Origin of the sequence: Dethiosulfovibrio peptidovorans DSM 11002, from assembly GCF_000172975.1 — a bacterium.
In the GTDB taxonomy this organism is placed as follows: domain Bacteria; phylum Synergistota; class Synergistia; order Synergistales; family Dethiosulfovibrionaceae; genus Dethiosulfovibrio; species Dethiosulfovibrio peptidovorans.
This window is the reverse complement of the sequence record NZ_ABTR02000001.1, coordinates 1,690,167-1,702,585: the sequence shown is the minus strand read 5'-3', so window position 1 is coordinate 1,702,585 and position 12,419 is coordinate 1,690,167. Positions and strand designations below refer to the sequence as shown.

14 protein-coding genes are annotated in these 12,419 nt (G+C 51.7%); 2 read left to right on the top strand and 12 right to left on the bottom strand.

What is annotated here, in order from left to right:
- Positions 1 to 13: 13 nt before the first annotated feature.
- The 6 genes from DPEP_RS08105 to DPEP_RS08080 form a co-directional block, all read right to left on the bottom strand.
- Entirely contained in the window at positions 14 to 1,294 is a 1,281-nt protein-coding gene (locus DPEP_RS08105) for a TRAP transporter large permease (protein WP_005661164.1), read from the bottom strand.
- Positions 1,294 to 1,818 (bottom strand): TRAP transporter small permease subunit, encoded by a 525-nt coding sequence (locus DPEP_RS08100; protein ID WP_156775183.1) that lies wholly within the window; start codon positions 1,816 to 1,818, stop codon positions 1,294 to 1,296. The genes DPEP_RS08105 and DPEP_RS08100 overlap by 1 nt, the downstream gene beginning before the upstream one ends.
- Positions 1,819 to 1,890: 72 nt before the next feature.
- Positions 1,891 to 2,883 (bottom strand): DctP family TRAP transporter solute-binding subunit, encoded by a 993-nt coding sequence (locus DPEP_RS08095; RefSeq protein ID WP_005661160.1) that lies wholly within the window; start codon positions 2,881 to 2,883, stop codon positions 1,891 to 1,893.
- 66 nt (positions 2,884 to 2,949) lie between these two features.
- The gene (locus tag DPEP_RS08090; RefSeq protein WP_005661159.1) at positions 2,950 to 3,633 is read right to left on the bottom strand and encodes a GntR family transcriptional regulator; all 684 of its coding nucleotides are present in this window, start codon (positions 3,631 to 3,633) and stop codon (positions 2,950 to 2,952) included.
- A 156-nt stretch (positions 3,634 to 3,789) separates the two neighbouring features.
- Entirely contained in the window at positions 3,790 to 4,269 is a 480-nt protein-coding gene (locus DPEP_RS08085; RefSeq protein WP_005661155.1) for a CBS domain-containing protein, read from the bottom strand.
- Positions 4,270 to 4,332: 63 nt separating this feature from the next.
- Complete coding sequence (locus tag DPEP_RS08080; RefSeq protein ID WP_005661153.1) at positions 4,333 to 5,622, bottom strand: ArsB/NhaD family transporter; 1,290 nt, start codon at positions 5,620 to 5,622, stop codon at positions 4,333 to 4,335.
- Positions 5,623 to 5,810: 188 nt separating this feature from the next.
- Here DPEP_RS08080 and DPEP_RS08075 point away from each other — a divergent pair, with 188 nt between their 5' ends.
- Complete coding sequence (locus DPEP_RS08075; RefSeq protein ID WP_005661151.1) at positions 5,811 to 6,665, top strand: endonuclease/exonuclease/phosphatase family protein; 855 nt, start codon at positions 5,811 to 5,813, stop codon at positions 6,663 to 6,665.
- Here the strand turns inward: DPEP_RS08075 and DPEP_RS08070 are convergent.
- From DPEP_RS08070 to DPEP_RS08050, 6 genes are all read right to left on the bottom strand, one after another.
- Positions 6,637 to 8,568, bottom strand: a complete 1,932-nt coding sequence (locus tag DPEP_RS08070; RefSeq protein ID WP_005661149.1) for a SpoIIE family protein phosphatase — start codon at positions 8,566 to 8,568, stop codon at positions 6,637 to 6,639. The genes DPEP_RS08075 and DPEP_RS08070 overlap by 29 nt on opposite strands.
- Positions 8,558 to 9,544, bottom strand: a complete 987-nt coding sequence (locus DPEP_RS08065; RefSeq protein WP_005661147.1) for an ABC transporter substrate-binding protein — start codon at positions 9,542 to 9,544, stop codon at positions 8,558 to 8,560. The genes DPEP_RS08070 and DPEP_RS08065 overlap by 11 nt, the downstream gene beginning before the upstream one ends.
- On the bottom strand, positions 9,541 to 9,945 hold the full coding sequence (locus DPEP_RS08060; RefSeq protein WP_005661145.1) for an ATP-binding protein: 405 nt from the start codon (positions 9,943 to 9,945) through the stop codon (positions 9,541 to 9,543). The genes DPEP_RS08065 and DPEP_RS08060 overlap by 4 nt, the downstream gene beginning before the upstream one ends.
- Positions 9,945 to 10,277 carry an STAS domain-containing protein gene (locus DPEP_RS08055; protein ID WP_005661144.1) on the bottom strand — a complete coding sequence of 111 codons (333 nt, stop codon included), beginning with the start codon at positions 10,275 to 10,277 and terminating at the stop codon, positions 9,945 to 9,947. The genes DPEP_RS08060 and DPEP_RS08055 overlap by 1 nt, the downstream gene beginning before the upstream one ends.
- Before the next feature lie 215 nt (positions 10,278 to 10,492).
- Positions 10,493 to 10,660, bottom strand: coding sequence for a ubiquitin family protein (locus DPEP_RS13305; RefSeq protein WP_156775099.1), 168 nt, complete (start codon positions 10,658 to 10,660; stop codon positions 10,493 to 10,495).
- Complete coding sequence (locus DPEP_RS08050; protein WP_005661138.1) at positions 10,657 to 11,769, bottom strand: alanine racemase; 1,113 nt, start codon at positions 11,767 to 11,769, stop codon at positions 10,657 to 10,659. Before DPEP_RS08050 ends, DPEP_RS13305 begins: the two co-directional genes overlap by 4 nt.
- Positions 11,770 to 11,855: 86 nt before the next feature.
- Between DPEP_RS08050 and DPEP_RS08045 the strand changes: the two genes are divergently transcribed.
- A complete protein-coding gene (locus tag DPEP_RS08045; protein ID WP_040382513.1) occupies positions 11,856 to 12,413 on the top strand; it encodes a hypothetical protein in 558 nt (185 codons plus the stop codon).
- Positions 12,414 to 12,419: the final 6 nt, after the last annotated feature.

Sequence of the window (12,419 nt, the reverse complement as noted above, 5' to 3'; positions counted from 1 at the left end):
TCGCTAAGGGGGATCAGTGCATCACGGAAGGTAACCAGATGCTTAAAGACGGGAAAGCCATTACGACGACGAGCATAAAGGCCAGAAGCAGCATGAAGGGCAGCACGCCGGAGATGATCTCTCCCATCGTTATATCCTTTCTCAACCCGTTTATTACGTAGAGGTTCATCCCTACCGGCGGGGTTATCAGTGCCATGGTCATGTTAACCGTCAATATAATGGCATACCATATGGGATCTATATGAAGGGCCATCAGAATAGGGGTGACCAGAGGCATAGTCAACAGGACGATGGACACCGTCTCCAGCACCATACCGAGGATTATCATCAGGAAGTTCATTGCGATGATGAACATCATCGGAGAGAGGTTGTTCTCTATAATCAGCTCAGTAAGCTTTTGGGGAATCATAAGCAAGGTCATGACCCTGCCGAACAATATGGCTCCGGCTATAACCATGGCTATCATGCAGGAAGTTCCAAGGGCCTTCATGCAGATGGAGGGAATATCCTTGAACTTGATGGTCCTGTATATAACCAGCGTAATAAAGAGACTGTAGACCAGACCTACCGCAGCGGCCTCGGTCGGTGTAAAAGCTCCGGAATAGATTCCACCTACCACCAAAATAGGAAGTATGATGCCCCATATATTTCTGGCCGTTATGGAAAGACGTTCTTTCCAGGAAGCCTTAGGCATAGGGGTGAAACCGCCGTTTTTGCTTTTTATGACCGAATAGACCACGAAAATGGCCGTCAGTATCAACCCCGGGATTATTCCGGCGATGAACAATTTGCCTACCGACTCCTCTGTGATGGCTCCATAGAGGATGAGAGGTATGCTGGGAGGAATGAGAATACCAAGGGTTCCACCAGCCGCCAACAAACCGAGGGTAAACTTTTTATCGTAGCCCCTGTCCAGCATGGCCGGATAGGCAACCATCCCTATGGTCGCCGCTGTGGCGGCGCTGGATCCGGTTATTGCGGCGAAGAAGGCACAGGCGAGTATGGTCGCTATGGCCAATCCTCCAGGAAGATGTCTAACCCAGGCGTTCATAACCTCAAAGAGATCGTCCCCTATCCGCCCGTCCAAAAGGACCTGACTCATAAGCACGAAGAGAGGGATCGACAGAAGGACGAACCCTTCCAGCGAGGTGAATATCGACTGAGACAGGATCTTCATGGGAAGATCGTATAGCAGAGTCAACAATACCGATGTAGCTCCCAGGGAAAAGGCGACCGGCATCCCCATGAAAAGAACCACCAATAAAAGCAGGATCACGAACATGAAGGAGCCCATCAGTGATTTACCTCCTGAACCGAATCTCTCTCGCCGGTCCTGATGAAAGCGATCTCCTCTATGATCAGGACGACGAACTGAAGAGCGAGCAAGGTGAATCCGAGGAACAGCGCGGATTGAGGAATCCAGAGGGGCACGTGCAGAGGCGTAGGAGAATGTTTCTGGTACTTGACCGCACTCTCTATCATGTCCCATCCCTGGACGGCTATCTCCGAACAAAACAGGGCTCCGAAAAAGCTCGTGAGGACTTTAAGCTTGCTCTGAGCTTTGGGAGAAAGCTTGACGGTAAGAAGATCGATGTTGACGTGCTTGCCCTTCTGAAGCGCGTAGGAAGCTCCGCCGAACATACACCACATGAAGATATAGACCGAGACCTCCTGTGTCCATATGGTCGGAGAGTTGAAGAAATATCTCCGCACGACCTCGTAGAAGAGGATCAATCCCATCACCAGCGTCCCTATTCCGCAAAGCCACCCCATCGCGGCGCTGAGACCGTTGATCGTCTTTTTATATAATGTGATCATCATAAATCCCTCCAAAGGATATTTCGAAATAAGGCGGGAAGCGAACTTCCCGCCTTACCTCCAAACGACCACCTAATTCGATCCCAAGGCGATCTCGACGAGCTTTTTACAAAGAGGGGTCTTTTCCATGAATCCGGATCTTACCGGCTCGGTAGCCTCTATAAAGGCCTCTCTCTGATCAGCGTTTAACACGGTGATCTCCAGCCCCGCATCGGCTATGACCTTCTGAGCGTCCTTCTCCGATTGGGCTATCTGTCCGCGAAGCCACTCTTCTGCTTCGGCACCAGCCTTCTTTAGCATCTCCTTTTCCTCGTCGCCGAGCTCGTCCCACCATTCCAGGTTACACTGGACTACAAACTGAGCCGTCGTATAGTTACACACTGTTAGATAGCTCTGGACCTCGAAGATCTTTCTGGAAACCGCCGCAGGCATACCGGTAGTAGCTCCGTCCACCGTCTTACGCTGAAGAGCCATGTACATCTCGGAAGAGCTCATAACAACCGGAGTTCCACCGAGGGCGGAGACTGTCTCGGCCGTTCCGTTACTGAAGGTCCTTATCTTGAGCCCCTCAAAATCGGTGGGAGTCACAAGGGGCCGCTTGCTGTTGAAAAACTGCACGAAACCATAATCGGCCCAAAATAGATCGGCAACGCCCTTTTTCTTAAACTCTTCGTTCAGCAGCTCTCCTGCTCCTGCTTCTATGAATTTTTTTATAGAGTCGAGCTCCTTGAATACGAAGGGCATCTCGAAAACGTCGGTGGCGGGGATCATACCGGACCACTTATTTACCGGAACTAGGGCTATAGGTACCAGATTCTCCTGAAGGGCTTCGACAACCTCGGTATCCTTGAAGAGCTGGGCCGAATGGAAAACCTTCACGGTTGTCTTGCCTCCGGAATATTCCTTTACCTTATCGGCAAAGAAATCCAATGCCTTTGATATATGATGTGAAGGCGGTAGCTGGTTGGACAGTTTGATGTCGTCCGCAACCGCGGACGATACGGGCATAGCTAGAATAACCGCGGTAACTGCGAGACACAGGGTCGTACGTATCCGTGCATTCATAGTATTACCTCCGTCGAATTAACGTCCACAAAACCTAAGACCTAGAGCACCGTTTGTTCTATCCTCTCACCTCCCTTTTTTCCTGTTAAGAACCGTATTTCTACGGGCGAAATAACTGTACCTGCGGTCGACGGTCAGTTTTTCCAGATCTCCAGCTGCGAGGTTTTCTACTATGGAATAATGTAGTCTAACCAGATCCGCTAAAGTCTCCGCTTCCTCCAATTCTCTGAGAAGGGCAAGATGAAGTTGACAGTAAAGGGTCTCGAGAACCTTCGCGGTCCATACCCTTCCGGAAAGCTCGGCCAAAGACCTGTGGAAATCGAGGTCCTTATCGCAGAAGGCCTTTATCTTCTCCTCTCGACTTCCATCTCCCTCGCATATCTCTAGCAAATTTTCCAGTTTTTCCTGGAAGGACTCTCGCACCTCCGGAGTGAAAAGACCTTTATCGATTATATCCCTGAAGACTAGCTCCTCCAGGACCACCCTCATCTCGTAGAGTTCGTCCAGCTCTTCCTTTGAGAAAAGCCTCACCTTGACGCCCTTTCTAGGCATGGAGACAACCAATCCCATCATCTCCATCTGTTTCAAGGCCTCTCTGACCGGAGCCCTGCTCACCCCTAAACGTTCGGCTATCTCCGCCTCTCTTATAAAGACCTCGTCTTTAAATTCGTCTGAGACGACGACCTCTCTCCTGAGATAATCAAACATCTGACTGCTCAAAGTCACGTATTTCAAAGATTCCGCTACCATATCGAGCCTCCCAGTATCCCGTATCCTGTCGACCAGATGATTAAAGTATATTCACATCTATCTATCTGTCAAGCCCCAAAAATCCGACATCCATAAATTTCCAAAAAAGAGGACGAGTCCGATCGGACTCGTCCTCTTTCATCCCCTTAAACACCGTCATTTCCGTGGATCGTCCTCCAAGGCATCCTCGATCTCCTCCGGATGAAGCAGGAGATGCCTCACCAGATGAGACCTGCTCACTATGCCTACAAGCTGGCCGTCTCGCAAAACCGGAGCTATTTTTATGTTTTCCTTTATGACTCTATTTGCCACATAAAAATCGCTGTCGTCTTCGTTGAAGGTTATCACGTTCTCCTTCATGTACTTACTCACCGGATCGTCGGCTATATCCCTCAGGCGGGAGCTGAACTGGCCGTAATCGGGAAGAAAGGAAGAATCGTGAAGCATATGGGCATAGCCCGGGAGGGCGGCCTTTATTATGTCTTTTTCGCTTATGAAGCCTATCACCCTGTTGTCCTCATCCAAAACGGGAAGCCCCGAGGCATTGTGATGATAGAGGATCTCTATGGCCTCCGAAACGGGACAGTCCCCCGACAGGGCGGTCAGATCCCTGTCCACCAGCTCTCCTACCTTCATGGTACCCCCTCCTACTAGGAGCGAAAGCCCCTTTTGTAAATATACTCTCCCTCAGGTTTTTTCTCAATAAGTGGCCACGTTTCTGTACGTGACGAACAGAAACACGCTGGCCACTGCGAGAGATATGAGGACCGTCTTTATCCCAACCACAAAGAAAGAACCGAAGGAAATGCGAAATCCGCTTCTGCCAGCAAAATCTGCCATGACCGCATTTGCCGCGGCACCTAGATAGCTGCCGTTGCCTCCCAGACAAGAACCCAGCGCTAAGGACCAAAAGAGAGGATCCGGAGGCATTCCGGCACTCTTGGCCATCTCGCTCACTACGTGTACGAACATGGCGGAAAAGGCTACGTTGTTTATAAAAACACAGGATAGTCCTGAAATCCAGAGTATACCCAGTATCATAGCCATAGGGCTGTAGCTCAAAAGATCGGTCAATATCTCCGCCAAGGACAGGATAACCCCGTTTTCCTGAAGTCCTCCGACGAGTATGAAAAGAGACACGAAGTAAACTATGGTGGGCCATTCCACCTCTTGATGAACTATCTCTCCATCGTCCAGATGAGACGTAGCCAAGAGAACCCCTGCTGCGAACAGAGCCACGACCGAGGCGTTGAGTCCCAGATGGTGATGGAACAGAAAGCCCAAAAGGACCATGAACATTACGAAGCCAGCCCGGACCATCAGTTTCTTATCCTTTATGAGCTTGGACTCATCGACCTCCTTAAGCCGGTTCGTAGCGGCGGGATCGGGGTTCAGATCTTTTCTGTAGTGCAGACAGAGAAAAACCATCGAGATCACCCACACGACGGTGACCACCGGGCTCAGATGGAGCAGAAAATCGTTGAAGGAAAACCCTGCATATGATCCTACTATCATGTTCGGAGGGTCACCTATCAGGGTAGCAGTGCCTCCTATGTTGGACGCTATGACCTCGCTCATCAAAAGAGGCAGAGGGTTCATCTTTATCAGATCCGCCAAGGAAACCACCACGGGGCTGACCAGAAGGACCGTCGTGACGTTGTCGAGAAAGGCGGACAGGACCGCCGTTATGAGGGAGATGGACAGCAATATCAAGATTCCGTTTCCCTTGGTGACCTTGATGGCCTTGACGGCGATATACTGAAAGAGCCCGGTCTTGGATAGTATACCGACCACTATCATCATACCGACCAAAAGGCCCACCGTGTTGGAATCTATATACTGACTGGCAGCAGAACCGGGGACCAGACGGAACAACATCATGGCCGAGGCTCCGAGAAGAGTGGCTGTGCTGGCTTTCATCCATCCTCGAGCTATCGACAGGATCGTAACGGCGAACAGAGCCACCGCTATCCAAGCCTTTAACTCCATAGACAACTCCCCCTTTTTCACGATAGGAACGATTTGAAAGTATACGCCCCAAATGAAAAACCTTCAAGGAAAAGCAAGAAACACGAACGACGGGAGTTTTAAAGGGCAAAAACCTCGAAAATCATGGAGATAAAGCCTAAAGATGGTAACATGAAGACCAAACTTCAGCACAAGGAGTGACAGACGGTTTGAAAAGACACGGAACAATTGCGGTAACGATCGGGATTATGGTTCTTCTTATCCTAGCCGAGCCATCTTGGAGCCTTACGATAGCGACATTCAACATGGAATACTTTTCAATCTCCGGCCCCAGGGGTTATTCCCGATCGGAACGATCCCTGTTGGCCCAAAAAATAGAGGCATCTGGAGCGGAGATCGTGGCGCTCCAGGAGATAGAGGGAGACGAGACGATGAGGACCTTCGTCTCCGAGGATCTACCGGGATGGAGCTACGGAGGAAACGATACGCAGGGCAAACAGGATCTGTATTTTATATGGAAATCGGACAAAATAAGATCGATAAAACCTCTTCGACCACGCATGGTCGAAGAGAGGATAAACTGGAAGGGGAGCATCCATAAACTATTCCAAAGACCTCCTCTTGAGGGGACCTTCGAGGAGATATCCACCGAAACGACCTTCTCCGCCATAAACGTCCACCTCCGGGGCCTCAGCACCAGGGGAAACGGAAACAGACTCGACGCGGTAGCGGCGAACAACGGCATACGCCAGGCTCAGATACTCAGTCTGGGGGTACTATCGGAAAAACACGACGACCCCCTCTTCATATTGGGAGATTTCAACACGACCGAACCGACCCTGGCGCCGTTTCCCACGTTAAAACTCGAAGAAGGCTATAGCTACGACGACCTGAAATGCACCATAGACCACATAGGCTACGTAAATATTTCACCGGAATCAAACTGGGGACTAAGAGAGCTGGAGACCTCTATCCCCGAAAGATCGAGAGCGGGACGTCAACACCCGGACCACGACATGGTGATCCTGTCCATGCCTAGTTTTCCCGATCGATCAGACCTCTGAAACGGAAGGCCAGCAAGGTTATGTCGTCCGACTGCTCCGCTCCACCGACGAACGACCCTATTCTGTCCCTCACGGCCAGTACCATTTCCTTGCTGGACTTGCCGTCCATCTCCTCCAACCATAGGATCGACTTCTCCTCCCCCAGAAGCCTACCGTATCCGTCCATAGCCTCGGTAAGACCGTCTGTGTACAGAAAAAGCGTCTCTCCAGCCTTGATCTTGGCCTTACCTTCCTGGAAGGCCATTCCAGCCATCGGTCCCACCAAAGGCCCTTTGACCTTCGGCAGGAAGCCCACGGTTCCGTCACCCATAAGAAATGGAGGATTATGGCCGCCGGAGGCATATAGAAAGTTCCCGCTTTCCAGATCTATAACCGCACAGAAGACCGTGACGAACATACAGGACTCGTTGTCCACCGATATCTCGTCGTTCAGCCTCGATAAAATGGCTCCGGGCCCCAACCCCTCCTTGGCGAAGGCCCTTATGAAAGTTCTCGTCACCGCCATGAATAGAGCGGCCGGAACGCCTTTGCCGGAAACGTCCCCTACCGTTATCAATATGTGCCCGGGATCGACCATGAAGAAATCGTAGAAATCCCCTCCCACCTCCTTGGCGGGATCCAAAAGGGCATAAAGATCGAACTCCTCCATATCGGGAAAGGGAGGGAAGGTCCTGGGAACGAGGCTCAACTGGATCGAATGGGCGATGTTCAGCTCGCTCTCCATCTTTTCCCTGGCGGCGGTGGTCTCCTGAAGCTCCTCCACATAGGCAAGAAGATCCTCTCTCATGGAGGCGAAGGCTCGAGCCAGCTGAGCCACCTCGTCATCGCCGGGGACAGAGGGCAGCGACGACTCGAGATCGCCCGACGCAGTAAGCTTCGTGGCGGCACTCAGGCTCTTTATAGGACCGGTTATCGACCTCGCGATAACGGAGGATACCATGAACAACAACGCTAAACCGACCAGCCCCAGCAGAAGCTGCGACTTACTTAGGTCGTGAAGAGGTTCGACGAGGGCCCTACGGGGAAAGATGATCCCGATGGACCACCCCATATCGCCGACTGGACGATAGGCAATCCAGCTCGGCTCTCCTGTGGTAAAGTCCACCATTTCGGCAAGCCCATCCTCGCCCTTTCTCATGCTATCCCCGATATCCCACAGTCGATCATCACCTTCGGCATCGGCAATGCTGAAGATGGTCTCGTTCATGATGAGATCCCTGTCGGGATGGGAGACCACCGTCCCCGCGGAAGTAATCAGAAAAGCGTGTCCGTCGTCGAAGGACCTAAGCCCGGTCATCGTATCCGTGAGCCAATCCAGTGAAACATCGCAGGCCAGAGAGGCCATAAAGGAACCGTCGGGATCGTAGAGGGGAATACAGTAGGATATCAGCAATCTCTCGCTGCCACCGGCACCGAAATAGGGCTCGGTCCATACCGGACGCCCCAGTTCTTTAGGCAGTTGATACCAATCCCAGATCTCTCTGTCGTAACCGTCCCCTCCCAGGTTTTTCCTGTGGATCCCCCCGTCGTCCCTGTAGGCGAATGGGGCCCAACGCCTCAAACGACCGTCCTCCAGCTTAGAGGAAAATGCAAGACATACTCCTGATACCTCGGGGTGTACCTTCAAGGTCCCCTCCAATATCGAGTATACGTCGTCTTCTGACAGGTCGGACAGAGAAAGACCGACGGCCAAATCCCGCCCCACCGTTTCAACAACCAAGGGAATCCGTCCCACCTTGAATGAAGTTTCCACAGAAAGTCCCACTACCCTGGAGATCATCTCCTGTTTCAACGTGGACCTGGCATGGACGAAACCATAACCTACTATCACCAACAGAACGCATCCCGCCCCTATAAGGGTCGAAAAGATCAGCCTAGAGGCGATACTTCCCCTAATCTTCATCTTCGAACACCGTCTTCACGAAATCGTCGAAAGAGACCACCTCTCTGATAAGGGCTCTCTCCTCCATCATGAAGGCGGTGTCGAGGTAATCGGACATGGACAGTCGACCGAAGGACCAAAGGTCGGACGAATCAGGAACTATAGACGGCAGGATCGTCTCCAGCATCCGCTTCATATGAACCCTGTTGGCCGGCACCTTGGCTCTTTTAGCATATTTCATCATTATATCCACAGCTTCCTCCGGATGTTCCGCGGCGTATTTCCACCCTTCCAAAGAGGCTTTTACGAAATCACGGCAGACAGTCGGATGGTCTTTCAAAGTGGACTCGAGACAGTATATGCCGTCCTCGGGGAATCCGAATCCCTCGTCTTTTAAGGATATGACCGTCAGATCCTCCTGGCGATATCCGGCCTGAAGGATCCTGCCGTATTCGTTGTAGCTCATGGCGGAACAGGCGACGACCCCTCCCCGGAGGAACAGGTCTATCGAATAGAACTGGGGAACTATCTCGGGAGAGATACCGTGAGCGGCAAAAAACCCCCTGTAGGCTCCGGAAAAGTGGTCTCCCCACATGCTTATCCTCTTTTCATCCAGGTCAAAGATCTCAGATATACCGTCTTTCTTTTGTGCCACGAGCAGTAAATTGCCTTCGTTGACCACCTGTGCCAAATTGACGAGAGGGAGCCCTCTTTCCCGATAGACCATGGCACCGGTGAGAAAGGCTGTCACGAAATCGGCCTCCCTGCGCCTCAATGCCTCCATGGGATCTCTGTCCGGACCTCCTCTGTAGACGAAGACGTTCAGCCCTCTTCGGAGGTACATCCCCTTCTCGTAGGCCACGTAGTACCCTGCAAACTGGGACTGAGGGTACCATTGAAGATCGAGCCTTACCCCGGTCATGAAGAATTCGCTACCCCAACATAGCGAGGGTAGAAGGATCAGACAGAGAAACTCCGAGAAAACACGGAGTCTCATGTTTTTTTCACTACCAATCTAAGGCGGTTGACACCTTTTTCCCGGCTGTAGTGGGCCTCGTCCATCACCCTGCGAATCAACAGTATGCCAAGCCCTCCCTGTCCTCTTTCCTCCATAGGGGCTCTTACGTCTGGTTCGTCGGAAGAGAGAGGATCGAAGGGAACCCCTCGATCCTCGAACTCCAGAAAATAACGGTCTCCGTCGTCCGATATCCTTACAAGAAGCTCCCCCGGCGGGACTTCGTAAGCATAGGAACAGATGTTGACGACCGTTTCCTCCAGCGCCAGCTCTACATGCATTTTCCGTTTCGTCGACATATCGGCAAGGCAGGAAAAGACGAACTTTCTTATATCCTCCAAACTGCCCATATCGGCTGCAAAGCGACGCTCCTGACTTCCCATTACATGGCCTCTAAAGCTTCGTCTCTGGTGGAATATACCGGCAGAAAACTGTCGAAACCGGATATAGAGAAGACCTCCTCGACCACTCCCTTCATAGCACAGAGGGACACGGTGGTCCCATCCGTCGAGGCTTTTTTAGCTACAGCAAGGATGCTACGGAGTCCGGCACTGCTGATATACTCCAATTCCGACAGATCTATGACCATGGCCCCGACGCCCTCGCCCAACAGAGCCAAGGCGGAACTCTCGAAACCTGATGCGGTAAGGGTATCTAATCTTCCAGACACCTCTACCACCTTTCCCTTCGGGACCTCAACGCAATTAACTTCCATAGATAAGATCCTCCTTCAATTCACTGGTCCGAGACCGAGGTACACGACACCACGACGACGCCCTTGTATTCCTGCATTTCCAATACGACCACGTCGTCTTGGAATTTCATCTCTCGATCGATCCACAGGGTCACGCCCATATCCTCGATCGGCTCGTAACGATCCCGATTATAGAGAGGCTCTTCGTCCTGAACCAGGACGGATGGAACCTCGCATCAGAAACCTCTGTATGTCCCCCATCGAAGATAAAGATCGCCATCCATGTCGGAGAGGAAATCCCTTACCTTCGTAGACATGCTGAAGGACAGAGCCTCCGCCGACGAGGACATAAAGAGAACTGCCACAAAAAAGACCGCCATCAAAGAAATTTTCATCGCCTTCATCTGGAACACCCCCTGCATGAAACCGGCCATAGGGCGGCGACCTCGCCACCCTTGACACCGTAGATGAAATCGTAGAGATTAACCGTGGGACAGGCGTGATTAGGTATTATCTCCAACCTCTCCCCTATCTTGAAATCGACGTCCATATCGGAGGGTATATCGAATGAGCTGTGTTCGTCCGACTTCCTGTTCAGGTGGATCAAGGGATACCTCTTCAACACTCCATGCCCCGGGGTTCTGCATATCCCCTTATCTTGGACATAATAGGTCAGGGCCTTCGTACCCGCGTCCAGGACCACCCTATAGCTGGTTGGACGACTTATCACAGTGGCGAAGACCGAGAGAGCGCAACGATCGTAGGATCCCAACACGTTGGCCTGATCGGCGTCCATAAATATATAGGTTCCAGGCCTTATCTCCGTCACCCCGGGCAGTATCTCCCCCAACAGCAAAGAGGGAGTGGATCCTACGCTGACCTCCTCGCAGAAGATCCCATTATCCCTGATGGTCTTGGCCAGATCGATCACGGCCTGCTGGCTGTTCCGGTTGACCTCTATTACCCCTTCCCACCCTTCCACATCGTAGCTCTGCCCGTCGTGGGTATATATGCCCCTGAGAGAAAGGCCTGGGCTATTCCACACGGATCTCGCCAACTCCAAGGCCTCAGGACCAGGAGCCACTCCTGTTCTGGGGTCACCCGTATTTACGTCCAGCAGGACCTCCAATGGACGGTCGGAGTCTTTGAACCTGCCGTTCAGGATCGATATATGATCCCTGTGATCCACTGCCACGGCTATTCTACGGACCTTTCTCCGAATTTCGGCGAGTCGCTCCAGCTTGATATCCCCCACTATTTCGTTGGCCACGAAGATATCGTCGACCCCCTCTTCTGCCATTACCTCTGCCTCAGTCAGCTTCGCCACAGTTATCCCCGAAGCTCCTCTTTCGATCTGCTTCTTTGCCAGGTCTACAGATCTATGAGTCTTGACGTGAGGTCTCAATTTGACACCGAAGGAATCGGCCTTCCTCTGCATATCCTCTAGATTACTCTCCATGACCTCGATATCAACCATCAGGGACGGCGTATCGGCCATAGAAAAAATTCTCATATCGCTCACCGCCTTTCGAATACAAAACTGTACATGACCTAGGATAAAGCCTACAATTGTTTTATACCATATCGGAGGTGATGATCGTGACCCTGGATCAAGTTTTGAATCCGACCATTCCATCCTTATATCCGTTAAACGACGTCGGAAAAGCGAGAAGATTAGATCGCAAAGACAGAGACGGCAAATCCGCCAAAGCCTACGACAGGCAGGAGAGAAAAGAGATACTCCGCCAGATAGAGGACAAGATAAGTTCCATGGAGAGCTCTCTGAGAATCCAGGGGAACGGATATGTGTCATCCGTATCCCGGCGGTATATGGCCGATTCCGAGGGCAACAGATACGTAGTGGGAGCGAAAATCTCGCTGGATCCACCCAAACACCTCATGCAAGCTCTCAATATGACCTCGGAGGGATCTCCGTCTACGGATATAAACGACGAGGCAACCAATGGCAAACTCGAACCATCCGAACTCCACCCCGTAGAAAAAGAAGATGAGACGGATAATCCCCACGGAGAAGCTTACTCCAAAAGCATGAAAGTGGAGAGGGAGATGGCCAAGAGAGACGCGCTTAAGGCCTATACCTATACCAACCCGTTGCTGTCTATCTACAGAGGAGAGATCCTCTCCTTAGCCGCCTGAAAAGGG